The organism is Escherichia sp. E4702, from assembly GCF_963883545.1.
Lineage (GTDB): Bacteria > Pseudomonadota > Gammaproteobacteria > Enterobacterales > Enterobacteriaceae > Escherichia.
Map to the genome: position 1 here is coordinate 518,620 of NZ_CAWORF010000017.1, position 17,542 is coordinate 536,161.

The window sequence follows — 17,542 nt, forward strand, 5'->3', positions numbered from 1 at the left end:
GGGTCGGTATTTTTTGCTTCTGGCCCCGACGAGGAGTTGTGCCGGGCATGCCGAACAGCCGGGGCGAGTGGAGACTCTCCCCATCAGGAATATTCAAGAGGTATAACAAATGCAAGCTATTCCGATGACCTTACGCGGCGCTGAAAAATTACGCGAAGAGCTGGATTTTCTGAAATCTGTGCGCCGTCCTGAAATCATTGCTGCTATCGCGGAAGCGCGTGAGCATGGCGACCTGAAAGAAAACGCCGAATACCACGCAGCTCGTGAACAGCAGGGCTTCTGCGAAGGCCGTATCAAAGACATCGAAGCCAAGCTGTCGAACGCGCAGGTGATTGATGTCACCAAAATGCCAAACAATGGTCGCGTGATTTTTGGCGCTACCGTAACGGTGCTGAATCTGGATTCTGACGAAGAACAGACCTATCGCATCGTAGGCGATGACGAAGCTGACTTTAAACAAAACCTGATTTCTGTAAACTCGCCTATTGCTCGTGGCCTGATTGGCAAAGAAGAAGATGATGTCGTGGTCATCAAAACGCCGGGCGGCGATGTAGAATTTGAAGTAATTAAGGTGGAATACCTGTAAGAATTACCCAATACTCAAAATGTTGATGTATTGTAAAGAAAGGAAAAAGGCCGCTATGCGGCCTTTTATCAACGAACAGAGCGTGGCATTTTGCTCTCCTGCTTGCGGAAAATCCCTCGTTTTACACAGCAAATGTGTGTAACTTTAGGATAATCTTAGCGTGGCAGCGAGATTTTACGTTCTTTAGTTGGACGATAAAGCACCAGCGTTTTACCGATGACCTGTACATTACAGGCGCCGGTTTCGCGCACGATAGCTTCCACGATCAAGGTTTTAGTTTCGCGATCTTCAGTGGCGATTTTCACCTTGATGAGTTCATGGTGCTCTAACGCTTGTTCAATCTCGGCCAGCACCCCTTCGGTCAAACCATTACTGCCAAGCAGAACAACTGGCTTGAGCGGATGTGCCAGACCTTTCAGGTGCTGTTTTTGTTTAGTACTCAGATTCATCGTATTTTTTTGCTTACGTTGGGATTGAAAACGGGTCATTCTACCGCCATCTCCCATATATCGCCAAATAGGCGCGTAAAAATTTACGCAATTGGTTACGATGAGTTATCCCAATGGGAAAGTTAAATGACAGGTAAGAAGCGTTCTGCCAGCTCCAGTCGCTGGCTTCAGGAACACTTTAGCGATAAATATGTTCAACAGGCACAGAAAAAGGGGTTACGTTCCCGTGCCTGGTTTAAACTTGATGAAATACAGCAAAGTGACAAACTCTTTAAACCGGGAATGACGGTTGTCGACCTTGGTGCTGCGCCAGGTGGTTGGTCACAATATGTGGTCACCCAAATTGGCGGCAAAGGCCGTATCATCGCTTGCGATCTTTTACCTATGGATCCTATCGTTGGTGTGGACTTTCTTCAGGGCGATTTTCGTGATGAACTGGTGATGAAAGCACTGCTGGAGCGCGTAGGCGACAGCAAAGTCCAGGTTGTCATGTCCGATATGGCACCAAACATGAGCGGAACACCGGCGGTGGATATCCCCCGTGCCATGTATCTGGTGGAACTGGCGCTAGAAATGTGTCGTGATGTATTAGCGCCAGGTGGCAGTTTTGTAGTGAAGGTGTTCCAGGGCGAAGGTTTCGATGAGTATCTAAGGGAAATTCGCTCCCTGTTTACGAAGGTCAAAGTTCGTAAGCCGGACTCTTCTCGTGCACGTTCGCGGGAAGTGTATATTGTAGCGACCGGGCGTAAACCCTAACCGGGAGATTTCAGACGAAAGTTTGAAAGATGCTGGATATAGAGTATCCTGACGCTGTTTTTAACACAGTTGTAATAAGAGGTTAATCCCTTGAGTGACATGGCGAAAAACCTAATACTCTGGCTGGTCATTGCCGTTGTGCTGATGTCAGTATTCCAGAGCTTTGGGCCCAGCGAGTCTAATGGACGTAAGGTGGATTACTCTACCTTCCTACAAGAGGTCAATAACGACCAGGTTCGTGAAGCGCGTATCAACGGACGTGAAATCAACGTTACCAAGAAAGATAGTAACCGTTATACCACTTACATTCCGGTTCAGGATCCGAAGTTACTGGATAACCTGCTGACCAAGAACGTCAAGGTTGTCGGTGAACCGCCTGAAGAGCCAAGCCTGCTGGCTTCTATCTTCATCTCCTGGTTCCCGATGCTGTTGCTGATTGGTGTCTGGATCTTCTTCATGCGTCAAATGCAGGGCGGCGGTGGCAAAGGTGCCATGTCGTTCGGTAAGAGCAAAGCGCGCATGCTGACGGAAGATCAGATCAAAACGACCTTTGCTGACGTTGCGGGCTGCGACGAAGCAAAAGAAGAAGTTGCTGAACTGGTTGAGTATCTGCGCGAGCCAAGCCGCTTCCAGAAACTCGGCGGTAAGATCCCGAAAGGCGTCCTGATGGTCGGTCCTCCGGGTACCGGTAAAACGCTGCTGGCGAAAGCGATTGCAGGCGAAGCGAAAGTTCCGTTCTTTACTATCTCCGGTTCTGACTTCGTAGAAATGTTCGTCGGTGTGGGTGCATCCCGTGTTCGTGACATGTTCGAACAGGCGAAGAAAGCGGCACCGTGTATCATCTTTATCGATGAAATCGACGCCGTCGGCCGCCAACGTGGCGCAGGTCTGGGCGGTGGTCACGATGAACGTGAACAGACTCTGAACCAGATGCTGGTTGAGATGGATGGCTTCGAAGGTAACGAAGGTATCATCGTTATCGCCGCGACTAACCGTCCGGACGTTCTGGACCCGGCACTGCTGCGTCCTGGCCGTTTCGACCGTCAGGTTGTGGTTGGTCTGCCAGATGTTCGCGGTCGTGAGCAGATCCTGAAAGTTCACATGCGTCGCGTACCATTGGCACCCGATATCGACGCGGCAATCATTGCCCGTGGTACTCCTGGTTTCTCCGGTGCTGACCTGGCGAACCTGGTGAACGAAGCGGCACTGTTCGCTGCTCGTGGCAACAAACGCGTTGTGTCGATGGTTGAGTTCGAGAAAGCGAAAGACAAAATCATGATGGGTGCGGAACGTCGCTCCATGGTGATGACGGAAGCGCAGAAAGAATCGACGGCATACCACGAAGCAGGCCATGCGATTATCGGTCGCCTGGTTCCAGAACACGATCCGGTGCACAAAGTGACGATTATCCCGCGCGGACGTGCGTTGGGTGTGACCTTCTTCCTGCCTGAAGGCGACGCAATCAGTGCCAGCCGTCAGAAACTGGAAAGCCAGATTTCTACGCTGTACGGTGGTCGTCTGGCAGAAGAGATCATCTACGGGCCGGAACATGTTTCTACCGGGGCGTCCAACGATATTAAAGTTGCGACCAACCTGGCGCGTAACATGGTGACCCAGTGGGGCTTCTCCGAAAAACTTGGTCCGCTGCTGTACGCGGAAGAAGAAGGTGAAGTGTTCCTCGGTCGTAGCGTGGCGAAAGCGAAACATATGTCCGATGAAACTGCGCGTATCATCGACCAGGAAGTGAAGTTACTGATTGAGCGTAACTACAATCGTGCGCGTCAGTTGTTGAACGACAACCTGGATATTCTGCATGCGATGAAAGATGCGCTCATGAAATATGAAACCATCGATGCACCGCAGATTGACGACCTGATGGCACGTCGCGATGTACGTCCGCCAGCGGGCTGGGAAGAACCAGGCGCTTCTAACAATTCTGGCGACAATGGTAGTCCAAAGGCTCCGCGTCCGGTTGATGAACCGCGTACGCCGAACCCGGGTAACACCATGTCAGAGCAGTTAGGCGACAAGTAAGTTCCCGCATCAGATGACTGTATTTGTACCGAAAACCCCGGGGCGTGCTCCGGGGTTTTTTCTTATCAATTCATACCAGGGATAACACCATGAAACTCTTTGCCCAGGGCACTTCACTGGACCTTAGCCATCCTCACGTAATGGGGATCCTCAACGTCACGCCTGATTCTTTCTCCGATGGCGGCACGCATAATTCGCTGATTGATGCGGTGAAACATGCGAATCTGATGATCAATGCTGGCGCAACGATCATTGACGTTGGCGGCGAGTCCACACGTCCAGGGGCTGCGGAAGTGAGCGTTGAAGAAGAGTTGCAACGTGTTATTCCTGTGGTTGAGGCAATTGCTCAACGCTTCGAAGTCTGGATCTCGGTAGATACATCCAAACCAGAAGTGATCCGTGAGTCAGCTAAAGCAGGCGCTCACATCATTAATGATATCCGCTCCCTTTCCGAACCCGGCGCCCTGGAAGCTGCCGCTGAAACTGGTTTGCCAGTTTGCCTGATGCATATGCAGGGAAACCCAAAGACCATGCAGGAAGCACCAAAGTATGACGATGTCTTTGCCGAGGTAAATCGCTACTTTGTTGAGCAAATAGCACGCTGCGAACAGGCGGGTATCGCAAAAGAGAAATTGTTGCTCGACCCCGGATTCGGTTTCGGTAAAAATCTCTCCCATAACTATTCATTACTGGCGCGTCTGGCTGAATTTCATCATTTCAACCTGCCGCTGTTGGTGGGTATGTCACGAAAATCGATGATTGGACAGCTGTTGAACGTGGGGCCGTCCGAGCGCCTGAGCGGTAGTCTGGCCTGTGCGGTCATTGCCGCAATGCAAGGCGCGCACATTATTCGTGTTCATGACGTCAAAGAAACCGTAGAAGCGATGCGAGTGGTGGAAGCCACTCTGTCTGCAAAGGAAAACAAACGCTATGAGTAATCGTAAATATTTCGGTACCGATGGGATTCGTGGTCGTGTTGGGGATGCGCCGATCACGCCTGATTTTGTGCTTAAGCTGGGGTGGGCTGCGGGTAAAGTGCTGGCGCGCCACGGCTCCCGTAAGATCATTATTGGTAAAGACACGCGTATTTCTGGCTATATGCTGGAGTCGGCGCTGGAGGCGGGTCTGGCGGCTGCCGGTCTTTCCGCACTCTTCACTGGCCCGATGCCAACACCGGCCGTGGCTTATCTGACGCGTACCTTCCGCGCCGAAGCTGGGATTGTAATTTCTGCATCACATAACCCATTTTATGATAACGGGATCAAATTCTTTTCTATTGACGGCACCAAGCTGCCGGATGCAGTTGAAGAAGCCATTGAAGCTGAAATGGAAAAAGAGATTAGCTGCGTTGATTCGGCAGAACTGGGTAAAGCCAGCCGTATCGTTGATGCCGCGGGTCGCTATATCGAGTTTTGCAAAGCCACGTTCCCGAACGAACTTAGCCTCAGTGAACTGAAGATTGTGGTGGATTGTGCAAACGGTGCGACTTATCACATTGCGCCTAACGTGCTGCGCGAGCTGGGAGCGAATGTTATCGCTATCGGTTGTGAGCCGAACGGCGTAAACATCAATGCCGAAGTGGGCGCAACTGATGTTCGTGCGTTACAGGCGCGCGTACTGGCTGAAAAAGCAGATCTCGGTATCGCCTTTGACGGTGACGGCGACCGCGTGATTATGGTTGACCATGAAGGCAATAAAGTCGATGGCGATCAGATCATGTATATCATCGCGCGTGAAGGTCTTCGTCAGGGCCAGCTGCGTGGTGGCGCTGTGGGTACATTGATGAGCAATATGGGGCTGGAACTGGCGCTGAAACAGTTAGGTATTCCATTTGCTCGTGCGAAAGTGGGCGACCGCTACGTACTGGAAAAAATGCAGGAGAAAGGCTGGCGCATCGGTGCCGAGAACTCCGGTCATGTGATCCTGCTGGATAAAACCACTACCGGTGACGGCATCGTTGCTGGTTTGCAGGTGCTGGCGGCGATGGCGCGTAACCATATGAGCCTGCACGACCTTTGCAGTGGCATGAAAATGTTCCCGCAGATTCTGGTTAATGTGCGTTACACCGCAGGTAGCGGCGATCCGCTTGAGCATGAGTCAGTTAAAGCCGTGACCGCAGAGGTTGAAGCTGCGCTGGGCAACCGTGGACGCGTGTTGCTGCGTAAATCTGGCACCGAGCCGTTAATTCGCGTGATGGTAGAAGGTGAAGACGAAGCGCAGGTAACCGAATTTGCGCATCGCATCGCTGACGCGGTAAAGGCAGTTTGATTCGATAGCTAACTGGCTAAAAAGGCGGCGCTTGTCGCCTTTGTTCTTCTTAAGCACATCGGTTTTGCTGTTTTTTTCCGCAGTTGATACAATGCGATAAAATTGCCCTTGCGAAGGTCATTCGCTTTGGTTAGTATTCACACCCGCTTCAGTGGGAAAGATTAAAAACTCCCGCTTTATTGGTTGAAGCATTGGTACGCGGCAACTCCGCAAGGAACAGGTTGATTATGTACGAAGCTCTTTTAGTAGTTTTCCTTATTGTAGCAATTGGCCTTGTAGGTCTGATCATGCTGCAGCAAGGTAAAGGCGCTGATATGGGAGCCTCCTTCGGAGCAGGCGCTTCTGCTACGCTGTTTGGTTCAAGTGGTTCTGGTAACTTCATGACCCGCATGACGGCGCTGCTGGCAACGTTATTCTTCATCATCAGTCTGGTGCTGGGTAACATCAACAGCAACAAAACCAATAAAGGTAGCGAATGGGAAAACCTGAGTGCGCCGGCGAAAACCGAACAAACTCAGCCAGCTGCTCCGGCTAAGCCGACCAGCGATATCCCGAACTAAAAAGTAGTATCTGTGCTGAGGTGGTGGAATTGGTAGACACGCTACCTTGAGGTGGTAGTGCCTAACGGGCTTGTGGGTTCGAGTCCCATCCTCAGTACCAATATTCCGAAAGAAAGACGCTGAAAAGCGTCTTTTTTCGTTTTGGTTCCAGCTTGATAATCACAGAATGGATGCCTGGCATCTGTTTCTCACACCGTTGTTTGACTGGCCCAGTTGCTCGTACTATGAGGCGGCAGTTTTAGTACGCGTGTATTAAAAAATTTCCTTCCTTTTGATGTGTACGTGAGTTTGTGGTGTCAACACCATTTCAAGTACAGATACGGATATATTTACTCCTCGATAAACCACCATTCACCTGTCAGTATTTAACTACTGATGACTACGTTCTATGTATTCCTTAGAGACACATTGACGATTTTATTTGATTGCTGATAACGCGATGGCTACATCATTTAAAACAAAAAACCAAACATGTCTCGGTCCATATAAATCAGAGTAGAAAAATATGTCTGACATAAGATCGAACACTGTGGATTATTATTTGTATTGATTGTGAACGCGGATTTCTGGATGACAGTATTCAACAAATTTGTTAGAAGTTTGAAAGAGCATTGGTTGTTATATTTCTGCGTTATTGTGTTTGGCAGTACGAACTTAGTCGCTTCTTCTGGGGCACATATGGTTCAGCGATTGCTGTTCTTCGTTCTGACCATCCTGGTTGTTAAACGTATATCATCCCTTCCGCTTCGCCTGCTTTTTGCCGCACCATTTGTGTTGCTGACAGCGGCGGACATGAGTATTAGCCTCTACTCATGGTGTACCTTTGGTACAACTTTCAATGATGGATTTGCGATTAGCGAGCTGCAGAGTGATCCAGATGAAGTTGTCAAAATGCTGGGGATGTATATCCCTTATCTGTGTGCTTTTGTCTTGTTATCTCTTCTTTTTTTTACAGTAATAATAAAATATGATGTTTCCTTGCCGACAAAAAAAGTGACAGGAATATTATTGCTGATTGTCATTTCGGGCAGTTTATTTTCCGCTTGTCAATTTGCTTATAAAGATGCAAAAAATAAAAAAGCGTTCAGTCCATATATACTAGCATCGCGATTTGCTACCTATACGCCGTTTTTCAACCTTAATTATTTTGCTTTAGCAGCAAAAGAGCATCAAAGATTACTCTCAATTGCAAACACGGTGCCGCATTTTCAATTATCAGTCAGGAATACAGGTATTGATACCTACGTGTTGATTGTAGGGGAGTCTGTACGTGTCGACAATATGTCTTTGTATGGATATACACGCTCTACGACACCGCAAGTCGAAGCACAAAGAAAACAGATCAAACTGTTTAATCAAGCAATAAGCGGTGCACCTTACACTGCGCTGTCGGTTCCCCTTTCTTTAACTGCTGATTTCGTTTTGAATCATGACATTCATAATTACCCCGACAATATTATTAATATGGCGAATCAGGCAGGATTTCAGACTTTCTGGCTAAGCTCGCAATCCGCTTTTCGGCAGAATGGTACAGCAGTCACCAGTATCGCCATGCGCGCCATGGAAACAGTGTATGTCAGAGGATTTGATGAATTGTTGTTGCCGCATTTATCGCAAGCGTTACAGCAAAATACGCAGCAAAAGAAACTGATTGTTCTTCATTTAAATGGAAGCCATGAACCGGCTTGTAGCGCCTATCCGCAATCCAGCGCCGTGTTTCAACCGCAGGACGATCAGGATGCCTGCTATGACAACTCCATTTATTACACAGATAGTTTGCTAGGTCAGGTTTTTGAATTATTAAAAGATCGCCGCGCCTCGGTCATGTATTTTGCCGACCACGGCCTGGAACGTGACCCTACGAAGAAGAACGTCTATTTTCATGGAGGCAGGGAGGCTAGCCAGCAGGCATATCATGTCCCGATGTTTATCTGGTATAGCTCCGTTCTTGGGGATGGCGTGGATCGCACAACGGAAAACGATATCTTTTCCACTGCTTACAATAATTTCCTTATTAATGCGTGGATGGGGGTAACAAAGCCGGAGCAACCGAAAACGCTGGAGGAAGTGATTGCACACTATAAAGGAGACTCACGGGTTGTGGATGCAAACCATGATGTTTTCGATTATGTGATGCTGAGAAAGGAGTTTACAGAGGATAAGCAGGGTAACCCCACCCCCGAAGGGCAGGGTTGATGTTGAATTACTGGCCTTTATTTTCCTGATTCTCCACCTGCGGCACGCCTGAAGCGGCAGAGGAGGAAAGCAGGCCAGTTTTGGCATAACCGAACAGCTTCTCGCGGGTATCGGTAATATCCAGGTTACGCATGGTCAGTTGACCAATACGATCTTCAGCCGTAAACATAGAGTCGCCTTTCTCCATGGTCAAACGCTCTGCTTTATAGGTCAGGTTGTCAGAGACGGTATTGAGGATCGAGTAGTCGTTCCCGCGACGCAGTTCCAGCGTCACTTCACCAGTGATCTGGCTGGCAACCCAGCGTTGCAGAGAGTCACGCAGCATCAGCGCCTGGGAATCAAACCAACGCCCCTGGTACAGCAGACGGCCCAATTGACGACCATGTGCATGATACTGCTCAATGGTGTCTTCGTTGTGAATACCGGTCAACAGACGTTCATAAGCGATATGTAGCAGTGCCATCCCCGGAGCCTCGTAAATACCCCGGCTTTTCGCTTCGATGATACGGTTTTCAATCTGGTCGCTCATGCCCAGGCCGTGACGACCGCCGATGCGGTTAGCTTCCAGCATCATTTCTACGTCGTCGCTAAAGGTTTTACCGTTCAGCGCCACCGGATGACCTTGCTCAAAGCGTACTGTGACTTCTTCTGCCGGGATCTTCACGCTCTCATCCCAGAACTTCACGCCCATAATCGGGTTGACGATTTTGACGCTGGAGTTGAGGTATTCCAGATCCTTCGCTTCGTGCGTTGCACCAAGCATGTTGGAGTCTGTGGAGTAGGCTTTTTCGACAGACATTTTGTAGTCGAAACCGCAGGCAATCATAAATTCAGACATCTCATGACGGCCGCCCAGTTCATCAATAAAGTCAGTATCAAGCCACGGTTTGTAAATCTGCAGTTCAGCATTGGTCAGCAGACCGTAACGATAGAAACGTTCGATATCGTTTCCTTTATAGGTGCTGCCGTCACCCCAGATATTCACGCCATCTTCTTTCATGGCAGCAACCAGCATGGTGCCGGTCACGGCGCGGCCCAGCGGCGTCGTGTTGAAATAGGTCAGGCCGCCGGTGGTGTTATGAAATGCGCCACATTGAATAGCGGCAATACCTTCAGCCACCAGTTGTTTGCGGCAGTCGATCAGACGTGCGTTCTCCGCGCCGTATTCCATGGCACGACGAGGGATCGCATCGTAATCCTCTTCGTCTGGCTGGCCCAGGTTTGCAGTATATGCATAAGGAACCGCTCCCTTTTTTCGCATCCACAGCAGTGCGGCACTGGTGTCCAGACCGCCAGAGAAAGCGATACCAATACGTTGACCTACCGGGAGATGCTTGAGAATCGTCGTCATAAAATAACACCCTGCTTAATTAACTGATGATGAGCCTGGATTTCCGCTCTAACTGAATTTTTATGCAAAATAAATGAGTTTTCATTTAATCATCTTTTATCGGAGACAGGAAGAGTTTAGTGTGTTTTTTGTAAAATAATGCGCTTAAGGGAGAGCAGGAGAAGGCAAAAGTATTCAACAAATGAAAGTGAACAGGGTATTCATTCACGTGATTAGCAATAAATGTTGACAAAATGTGGCGTGGATCACTATAATGCCCGCAGATTTTACGTCCCGTCTCGGTACACCAAATCCCAGCAGTATTTGCATTTTTTACCCAAAACGAGTAGAATTTGCCACGTTTCAGGCGCGGGGTGGAGCAGCCTGGTAGCTCGTCGGGCTCATAACCCGAAGGTCGTCGGTTCAAATCCGGCCCCCGCAACCACTTTCCCTTAGAGTTCTTTTTCAAATATACTGTGAAGACTTCGGCCTTCGTAGTAGGATTTGAAAAAATCCTTCTGGAAAGTGCTCCAGACCGCAGTTGCGGTTATAGGGTTCAGTTATATAAAGCCCCGATTTATCGGGGTTTTTTGTTATCTGACTACAGAATAACTGGGCTTTAGGCCCTTTTTTTATGTCTTGGGGGTGGGCTTGTCCACATTAGAGCAAAAATTAACAGAGATGATTACTGCGCCAGTTGAGGCCCTGGGTTTTGAGCTGGTTGGCATCGAGTTTATTCGCGGTCGCACATCCACACTGCGCATCTATATTGATAGTGAAGATGGCATCAATGTTGATGATTGTGCTGATGTGAGCCACCAGGTAAGTGCTGTGCTGGATGTTGAAGATCCCATCACCGTTGCTTATAACCTGGAAGTCTCCTCACCGGGTCTCGATCGCCCACTGTTCACGGCTGAACACTACGCCCGTTTTGTCGGAGAAGAGGTGACTCTGGTTCTCCGTATGGCGGTACAAAACCGTCGTAAATGGCAGGGCGTTATCAAAGCGGTAGACGGTGAAATGATCACAGTTACCGTCGAAGGTAAAGATGAAGTGTTCGCGCTGAGTAATATCCAGAAGGCGAACCTGGTTCCCCACTTTTAATAGTCTGGATGAGGTGAAAAGCCCGCGATGAACAAAGAAATTTTGGCTGTAGTTGAAGCCGTATCCAATGAAAAGGCGCTACCTCGCGAGAAGATTTTCGAAGCATTGGAAAGCGCGCTGGCGACAGCAACAAAGAAAAAATATGAACAAGAGATCGACGTCCGCGTACAGATCGATCGCAAAAGCGGTGATTTTGACACCTTCCGTCGCTGGTTAGTTGTTGATGAAGTCACCCAGCCGACCAAGGAAATCACCCTTGAAGCTGCACGTTATGAAGATGAAAGCCTGAACCTGGGCGATTACGTTGAAGATCAGATTGAGTCTGTTACCTTTGACCGTATCACCACCCAGACGGCAAAACAGGTTATCGTGCAGAAAGTGCGTGAAGCCGAACGTGCGATGGTGGTTGATCAGTTCCGTGAACACGAAGGTGAAATCATCACCGGCGTGGTAAAAAAAGTAAACCGCGACAACATCTCTCTGGATCTGGGCAACAACGCTGAAGCCGTGATCCTGCGCGAAGATATGCTGCCGCGTGAAAACTTCCGCCCTGGCGACCGCGTTCGTGGCGTGCTTTATTCCGTTCGCCCGGAAGCGCGTGGCGCGCAACTGTTCGTTACCCGTTCCAAGCCGGAAATGCTGATCGAACTGTTCCGCATTGAAGTGCCAGAAATCGGCGAAGAAGTGATTGAAATTAAAGCAGCGGCTCGCGACCCGGGTTCTCGTGCGAAAATCGCGGTGAAAACCAACGATAAACGTATCGATCCGGTAGGTGCTTGCGTAGGTATGCGTGGCGCGCGTGTTCAGGCGGTTTCTACTGAACTGGGCGGCGAGCGTATCGATATCGTCCTGTGGGATGATAACCCGGCGCAGTTCGTGATTAATGCGATGGCACCGGCAGACGTTGCTTCTATCGTGGTGGATGAAGATAAACACACCATGGATATCGCCGTTGAAGCCGGTAACCTGGCGCAGGCGATTGGCCGTAACGGTCAGAACGTGCGTCTGGCTTCGCAGCTCAGCGGTTGGGAACTCAACGTAATGACCGTTGACGACCTGCAGGCTAAGCATCAGGCGGAAGCGCATGCAGCGATTGACACCTTCACCCGTTATCTCGACATTGACGAAGACTTCGCGACTGTCCTGGTAGAAGAAGGTTTCTCGACGCTGGAAGAACTGGCCTATGTGCCGATGAAAGAGCTGTTGGAAATCGAAGGCCTTGATGAGCCGACCGTTGAAGCACTGCGTGAGCGTGCTAAAAATGCACTGGCCACCATTGCACAGGCCCAGGAAGAAAGCCTCGGTGATAACAAACCGGCTGACGATCTGCTGAACCTTGAAGGGATAGATCGTGATTTGGCATTCAAACTGGCCGCCCGTGGCGTTTGTACGCTGGAAGATCTCGCCGAACAGGGCATTGATGATCTGGCTGATATCGAAGGGTTGACCGACGAAAAAGCCGGAGCACTGATTATGGCTGCCCGTAATATTTGCTGGTTCGGTGACGAAGCGTAATAAACTGTAGCAGGAAGGAACAGCATGACAGATGTAACGATTAAAACGCTGGCCGCAGAGCGACAGACCTCCGTGGAACGCCTGGTACAGCAATTTGCTGATGCAGGTATCCGGAAGTCTGCTGACGACTCTGTGTCCGCACAAGAGAAACAGGCTTTAATTGACCACCTGAATCAGAAAAATTCAGGGCCGGACAAATTAACGCTGCAGCGTAAGACACGCAGCACCCTTAACATTCCTGGTACCGGTGGAAAAAGCAAATCGGTACAAATCGAAGTCCGCAAGAAACGCACCTTTGTGAAACGTGACCCGCAAGAGGCCGAGCGCCTTGCGGCGGAAGAGCAAGCGCAGCGTGAAGCGGAAGAGCAAGCCCGTCGTGAGGCAGAAGAATCGGCCAAACGCGAGGCGCAACAAAAAGCTGAACGTGAGGCCGCAGAACAAGCTAAACGTGAAGCCGCTGAACAAGCGAAACGTGAAGCTGCGGAAAAAGACAAAGTGAGCAATCAACAAGACGATATGACTAAAACCGCCCAGGCTGAAAAAGCCCGCCGTGAGCAGGAAGCTGCAGAGCTCAAGCGTAAAGCTGAAGAAGAAGCGCGTCGTAAACTCGAAGAAGAAGCACGTCGCGTTGCTGAAGAAGCACGTCGTATGGCGGAAGAAAATAAATGGACTGATAACGCGGAACCAACTGAAGATTCCAGCGATTATCACGTTACTACCTCTCAACATGCCCGTCAGGCAGAAGACGAAAGCGATCGTGAAGTCGAAGGCGGCCGTGGCCGTGGTCGTAACGCGAAAGCAGCGCGTCCGAAGAAAGGCAACAAACACGCTGAATCAAAAGCTGATCGCGAAGAAGCGCGTGCAGCGGTACGTGGCGGTAAAGGCGGAAAACGTAAAGGTTCTTCGCTGCAGCAGGGCTTCCAGAAGCCAGCTCAGGCCGTTAACCGTGACGTTGTGATCGGCGAAACCATCACCGTTGGCGAACTGGCTAACAAGATGGCGGTTAAAGGCTCTCAGGTCATCAAAGCGATGATGAAACTGGGCGCAATGGCGACCATCAACCAGGTTATCGACCAGGAAACCGCACAGCTGGTAGCCGAAGAGATGGGCCACAAAGTTATCCTGCGTCGTGAAAACGAGCTGGAAGAAGCGGTAATGAGCGACCGTGACACGGGCGCTGCGGCTGAACCGCGCGCACCGGTTGTGACCATCATGGGTCACGTTGACCACGGTAAAACCTCTCTGCTGGACTACATTCGTTCAACGAAAGTGGCCTCTGGCGAAGCGGGCGGCATTACCCAGCACATTGGTGCATACCACGTTGAAACTGAAAACGGCATGATCACCTTCCTGGACACCCCGGGGCACGCCGCGTTTACTTCAATGCGTGCACGTGGTGCGCAGGCAACGGACATCGTAGTCCTGGTTGTTGCTGCAGACGACGGCGTAATGCCGCAGACCATCGAAGCTATCCAGCACGCGAAAGCGGCGGGTGTTCCGGTGGTGGTTGCTGTGAACAAAATCGATAAACCAGAAGCCGATCCGGATCGCGTTAAGAACGAACTCTCTCAGTACGGCATCCTGCCAGAAGAGTGGGGCGGCGAAAGCCAGTTCGTACACGTATCTGCAAAAGCGGGTACCGGTATTGATGAACTGCTGGATGCTATCCTGCTGCAGGCTGAAGTCCTTGAACTGAAAGCCGTGCGTAACGGGATGGCGAGCGGTGCGGTTATCGAATCCTTCCTCGATAAAGGTCGTGGTCCGGTTGCTACTGTACTGGTCCGCGAAGGTACTCTGCATAAGGGCGATATCGTTCTGTGTGGCTTCGAATACGGTCGTGTTCGTGCGATGCGTAACGAACTGGGTCAGGAAGTGCTGGAAGCGGGTCCGTCCATTCCGGTGGAAATCCTCGGCTTGTCCGGTGTTCCGGCTGCGGGTGATGAAGTTACCGTTGTACGTGACGAGAAGAAAGCACGTGAAGTTGCACTGTACCGTCAGGGCAAATTCCGCGAAGTTAAACTGGCTCGTCAGCAGAAATCTAAACTCGAGAACATGTTCGCCAACATGACCGAAGGCGAAGTTCACGAAGTGAATATCGTCCTGAAGGCAGACGTACAGGGTTCTGTGGAAGCGATCTCCGACTCCTTGCTGAAACTGTCTACTGACGAAGTTAAAGTGAAGATCATCGGTTCTGGTGTAGGTGGTATCACCGAAACCGACGCCACCCTGGCGGCAGCGTCCAACGCCATCCTGGTTGGCTTCAACGTTCGTGCTGATGCCTCTGCACGTAAAGTGATTGAAGCGGAAAGCCTGGATCTGCGTTACTACTCCGTCATCTATAACCTGATCGACGAAGTGAAAGCGGCGATGAGCGGTATGCTGTCTCCGGAACTGAAACAGCAGATTATCGGTCTGGCGGAAGTTCGTGACGTGTTCAAATCGCCGAAATTTGGTGCCATCGCAGGCTGTATGGTTACTGAAGGTGTGGTTAAACGTCACAACCCGATCCGCGTCCTGCGCGACAACGTGGTTATCTACGAAGGTGAGCTGGAGTCCCTGCGCCGCTTCAAAGATGACGTTAACGAAGTCCGTAACGGTATGGAATGTGGTATCGGCGTTAAGAACTACAACGACGTCCGCACTGGCGATGTGATCGAAGTATTCGAAATCATCGAGATCCAACGTACCATCGCTTAAGGTTTTTAGGGTTCCATGCGGGATAAGGCGTTTATGCCGCATCCGGCATGGATTGCCTGATACGACGCTGGCGCGTCTTATCAGGCCAACGTGAACAGCCCTTCCACCTGAAATTAATTTTTAAAAAGGGGCTAACAGCCCCTTTTTTGTCAGGAGAATTTATTATGGCGAAAGAATTTGGTCGCCCGCAGCGCGTAGCGCAGGAAATGCAAAAAGAGATCGCTCTCATCCTGCAGCGTGAAATTAAAGATCCTCGTCTGGGCATGATGACCACCGTTTCCGGTGTCGAAATGTCTCGTGACCTGGCGTATGCCAAAGTATATGTGACGTTCCTCAACGACAAAGATGAAGACGCGGTTAAAGCGGGCATCAAAGCGTTGCAGGAAGCTTCTGGTTTCATCCGCAGCCTGCTGGGTAAAGCGATGCGCCTGCGTATCGTGCCGGAACTGACCTTCTTCTACGACAACTCACTGGTTGAAGGGATGCGTATGTCAAACCTGGTGACCAGCGTGGTCAAACATGACGAAGAGCGTCGTGTTAACCCGGACGACAGCAAGGAGGACTAATGAGTCGTCCTCGTCGTCGCGGTCGCGACATTAACGGCGTTTTGTTGCTGGATAAACCGCAGGGTATGTCCAGCAACGATGCGCTGCAAAAAGTGAAACGTATATATAACGCCAACCGTGCCGGACACACCGGCGCGCTGGACCCGCTGGCGACCGGCATGTTGCCGATTTGCCTCGGGGAAGCGACGAAGTTTTCCCAGTATCTGCTGGACTCCGACAAACGCTATCGGGTGATTGCGCGTCTTGGACAGCGTACCGATACTTCTGACGCCGATGGACAAATCGTTGAAGAACGTCCGGTAACCTTTAGTGCAGAGCAACTGGCGGCGGCGCTGGATACCTTCCGTGGCGATATCGAACAGATCCCTTCAATGTATTCAGCACTGAAATATCAGGGCAAAAAACTGTACGAATACGCGCGTCAGGGCATTGAAGTTCCGCGTGAAGCGCGTCCGATTACCGTTTATGAATTGCTGTTTATTCGCCATGAAGGCAATGAGCTGGAGCTGGAAATTCACTGCTCAAAAGGCACTTATATCCGCACTATCATTGACGACCTGGGTGAAAAACTCGGCTGTGGCGCGCATGTTATTTACCTGCGCCGTCTGGCGGTAAGTAAATATCCGGTTGAACGGATGGTGACCCTGGAGCACCTGCGAGAACTTGTTGAGCAAGCTGAACAGCAGGATATTCCGGCTGCGGAGTTACTTGATCCATTACTGATGCCAATGGACAGTCCAGCTTCGGACTATCCGGTGGTGAATCTTCCGTTAACGTCTTCTGTTTACTTCAAAAATGGTAACCCAGTTCGTACATCTGGTGCGCCGCTGGAAGGACTGGTTCGTGTTACAGAAGGTGAGAATGGCAAGTTTATCGGTATGGGTGAAATTGACGATGAAGGCCGCGTTGCGCCTCGTCGCCTGGTGGTTGAATATCCGGCGTAATGTTAACCGTCTTGCGATAACAGGTCGCTACGAGTAGAATACTGCCGCTTAACGTCGCGTAAATTGTTTAACACTTTGCGTAACGTACACTGGGATCGCTGAATTAGAGATCGGCGTCCTTTCATTCTATATACTTTGGAGTTTTAAAATGTCTCTAAGTACTGAAGCAACAGCTAAAATCGTTTCTGAGTTTGGTCGTGGTGAAAACGACACCGGTTCTACCGAAGTTCAGGTAGCACTGCTGACTGCACAGATCAACCACCTGCAGGGTCACTTTGCAGAGCACAAAAAAGATCACCACAGCCGTCGTGGTCTGCTGCGCATGGTTTCTCAGCGTCGTAAACTGCTCGACTACCTGAAACGTAAAGACGTAGCACGTTACACCCAGCTCATCGAGCGCCTGGGTCTGCGTCGCTAATTCTTGCGAGTTTCAGAAAAGGGGCCTGAGTGGCCCCTTTTTTCAAACTGACGGCAGCAATTCACTGGAAACTAATGTATTGTTGCTATGAATGATCTTCCGTTGCAGAGGTTCGCGCG

Annotated in this window: 15 protein-coding genes and 2 tRNA genes; 15 read left to right on the plus strand and 2 right to left on the minus strand. The window is 50.3% G+C overall.

Annotation, left to right across the window (positions count from 1 at the left end):
- The first annotated feature begins 109 nt into the window (after window positions 1-109).
- On the plus strand, window positions 110-586 hold the full coding sequence (gene greA, locus AACU94_RS11890) for a transcription elongation factor GreA (RefSeq protein ID WP_064529530.1): 477 nt from the start codon (window positions 110-112) through the stop codon (window positions 584-586).
- A gap of 155 nt (window positions 587-741) precedes the next feature.
- Here the strand turns inward: greA and yhbY are convergent, their stop codons facing one another.
- Window positions 742-1,035 carry a ribosome assembly RNA-binding protein YhbY gene (yhbY, locus tag AACU94_RS11895; RefSeq protein WP_001054420.1) on the minus strand — a complete coding sequence of 98 codons (294 nt, stop codon included), beginning with the start codon at window positions 1,033-1,035 and terminating at the stop codon, window positions 742-744.
- A 126-nt stretch (window positions 1,036-1,161) separates the two neighbouring features.
- On the opposite strand from yhbY, the gene rlmE reads away from it, so the two are divergent.
- From rlmE to AACU94_RS11930, 7 genes are all read left to right on the plus strand, one after another.
- The gene (gene rlmE, locus AACU94_RS11900; protein WP_000145975.1) at window positions 1,162-1,791 is read left to right on the plus strand and encodes a 23S rRNA (uridine(2552)-2'-O)-methyltransferase RlmE; all 630 of its coding nucleotides are present in this window, start codon (window positions 1,162-1,164) and stop codon (window positions 1,789-1,791) included.
- Window positions 1,792-1,890: 99 nt separating this feature from the next.
- On the plus strand, window positions 1,891-3,825 hold the full coding sequence (gene ftsH, locus AACU94_RS11905; protein ID WP_064529531.1) for an ATP-dependent zinc metalloprotease FtsH: 1,935 nt from the start codon (window positions 1,891-1,893) through the stop codon (window positions 3,823-3,825).
- An 89-nt stretch (window positions 3,826-3,914) separates the two neighbouring features.
- Complete coding sequence (gene folP, locus AACU94_RS11910; protein WP_130223786.1) at window positions 3,915-4,763, plus strand: dihydropteroate synthase; 849 nt, start codon at window positions 3,915-3,917, stop codon at window positions 4,761-4,763.
- Entirely contained in the window at window positions 4,756-6,093 is a 1,338-nt protein-coding gene (gene glmM / locus AACU94_RS11915; RefSeq protein WP_000071134.1) for a phosphoglucosamine mutase, read from the plus strand. Before folP ends, glmM begins: the two co-directional genes overlap by 8 nt.
- Window positions 6,094-6,320: 227 nt before the next feature.
- A complete protein-coding gene (secG, locus tag AACU94_RS11920) occupies window positions 6,321-6,653 on the plus strand; it encodes a preprotein translocase subunit SecG (protein WP_001295556.1) in 333 nt (110 codons plus the stop codon).
- Between the two features lie 14 nt (window positions 6,654-6,667).
- A tRNA-Leu gene (locus tag AACU94_RS11925) sits at window positions 6,668-6,753 on the plus strand.
- A gap of 470 nt (window positions 6,754-7,223) precedes the next feature.
- Window positions 7,224-8,849, plus strand: a complete 1,626-nt coding sequence (locus AACU94_RS11930) for a phosphoethanolamine transferase (protein ID WP_135489485.1) — start codon at window positions 7,224-7,226, stop codon at window positions 8,847-8,849.
- 7 nt (window positions 8,850-8,856) lie between these two features.
- On the opposite strand, the gene argG is transcribed toward AACU94_RS11930, so the two are convergent.
- Window positions 8,857-10,200 carry an argininosuccinate synthase gene (gene argG / locus AACU94_RS11935; RefSeq protein ID WP_130259101.1) on the minus strand — a complete coding sequence of 448 codons (1,344 nt, stop codon included), beginning with the start codon at window positions 10,198-10,200 and terminating at the stop codon, window positions 8,857-8,859.
- A 347-nt stretch (window positions 10,201-10,547) separates the two neighbouring features.
- Between argG and AACU94_RS11940 the strand changes: the two genes are divergently transcribed.
- The 7 genes from AACU94_RS11940 (at window position 10,548) to rpsO (ending at window position 17,423) form a co-directional block, all read left to right on the plus strand.
- Window positions 10,548-10,624, plus strand: a tRNA-Met gene (locus AACU94_RS11940).
- A gap of 206 nt (window positions 10,625-10,830) precedes the next feature.
- Window positions 10,831-11,283: a ribosome maturation factor RimP gene (rimP, locus tag AACU94_RS11945; RefSeq protein ID WP_001300397.1), complete on the plus strand. Its 453-nt coding sequence runs from the start codon at window positions 10,831-10,833 to the stop codon at window positions 11,281-11,283.
- A 27-nt stretch (window positions 11,284-11,310) separates the two neighbouring features.
- Window positions 11,311-12,798 (plus strand): transcription termination factor NusA, encoded by a 1,488-nt coding sequence (nusA, locus tag AACU94_RS11950; protein WP_130204598.1) that lies wholly within the window; start codon window positions 11,311-11,313, stop codon window positions 12,796-12,798.
- A 24-nt stretch (window positions 12,799-12,822) separates the two neighbouring features.
- Window positions 12,823-15,495, plus strand: a complete 2,673-nt coding sequence (gene infB, locus AACU94_RS11955) for a translation initiation factor IF-2 (protein ID WP_130204600.1) — start codon at window positions 12,823-12,825, stop codon at window positions 15,493-15,495.
- Between the two features lie 164 nt (window positions 15,496-15,659).
- Window positions 15,660-16,061: a 30S ribosome-binding factor RbfA gene (rbfA, locus tag AACU94_RS11960; protein ID WP_001040205.1), complete on the plus strand. Its 402-nt coding sequence runs from the start codon at window positions 15,660-15,662 to the stop codon at window positions 16,059-16,061.
- Window positions 16,061-17,005, plus strand: a complete 945-nt coding sequence (gene truB / locus AACU94_RS11965; protein ID WP_000089698.1) for a tRNA pseudouridine(55) synthase TruB — start codon at window positions 16,061-16,063, stop codon at window positions 17,003-17,005. The genes rbfA and truB overlap by 1 nt, the downstream gene beginning before the upstream one ends.
- A gap of 148 nt (window positions 17,006-17,153) precedes the next feature.
- Window positions 17,154-17,423, plus strand: a complete 270-nt coding sequence (gene rpsO / locus AACU94_RS11970; protein ID WP_000059470.1) for a 30S ribosomal protein S15 — start codon at window positions 17,154-17,156, stop codon at window positions 17,421-17,423.
- The last annotated feature ends 119 nt before the right edge of the window (window positions 17,424-17,542 follow it).

Excerpts from the sequence above, each read along its gene's own strand:
- greA (WP_064529530.1), top strand. The coding sequence starts at position 110 with ATGCAAGCTATTCCGATGACCTTACGCGGCGCTGAAAAATTACGCGAA.
- glmM (WP_000071134.1), top strand. The coding sequence starts at position 4,756 with ATGAGTAATCGTAAATATTTCGGTACCGATGGGATTCGTGGTCGTGTT.
- rbfA (WP_001040205.1), top strand. The coding sequence starts at position 15,660 with ATGGCGAAAGAATTTGGTCGCCCGCAGCGCGTAGCGCAGGAAATGCAA.
- truB (WP_000089698.1), top strand. The coding sequence starts at position 16,061 with ATGAGTCGTCCTCGTCGTCGCGGTCGCGACATTAACGGCGTTTTGTTG.
- rpsO (WP_000059470.1), top strand. The coding sequence starts at position 17,154 with ATGTCTCTAAGTACTGAAGCAACAGCTAAAATCGTTTCTGAGTTTGGT.
- argG (WP_130259101.1), bottom strand. The coding sequence starts at position 10,200 with ATGACGACGATTCTCAAGCATCTCCCGGTAGGTCAACGTATTGGTATC.
- nusA (WP_130204598.1), top strand. The coding sequence starts at position 11,311 with ATGAACAAAGAAATTTTGGCTGTAGTTGAAGCCGTATCCAATGAAAAG.
- rlmE (WP_000145975.1), top strand. The coding sequence starts at position 1,162 with ATGACAGGTAAGAAGCGTTCTGCCAGCTCCAGTCGCTGGCTTCAGGAA.
- ftsH (WP_064529531.1), top strand. The coding sequence starts at position 1,891 with ATGGCGAAAAACCTAATACTCTGGCTGGTCATTGCCGTTGTGCTGATG.
- secG (WP_001295556.1), top strand. The coding sequence starts at position 6,321 with ATGTACGAAGCTCTTTTAGTAGTTTTCCTTATTGTAGCAATTGGCCTT.
- folP (WP_130223786.1), top strand. The coding sequence starts at position 3,915 with ATGAAACTCTTTGCCCAGGGCACTTCACTGGACCTTAGCCATCCTCAC.
- infB (WP_130204600.1), top strand. The coding sequence starts at position 12,823 with ATGACAGATGTAACGATTAAAACGCTGGCCGCAGAGCGACAGACCTCC.
- yhbY (WP_001054420.1), bottom strand. The coding sequence starts at position 1,035 with ATGAATCTGAGTACTAAACAAAAACAGCACCTGAAAGGTCTGGCACAT.
- AACU94_RS11930 (WP_135489485.1), top strand. The coding sequence starts at position 7,224 with ATGACAGTATTCAACAAATTTGTTAGAAGTTTGAAAGAGCATTGGTTG.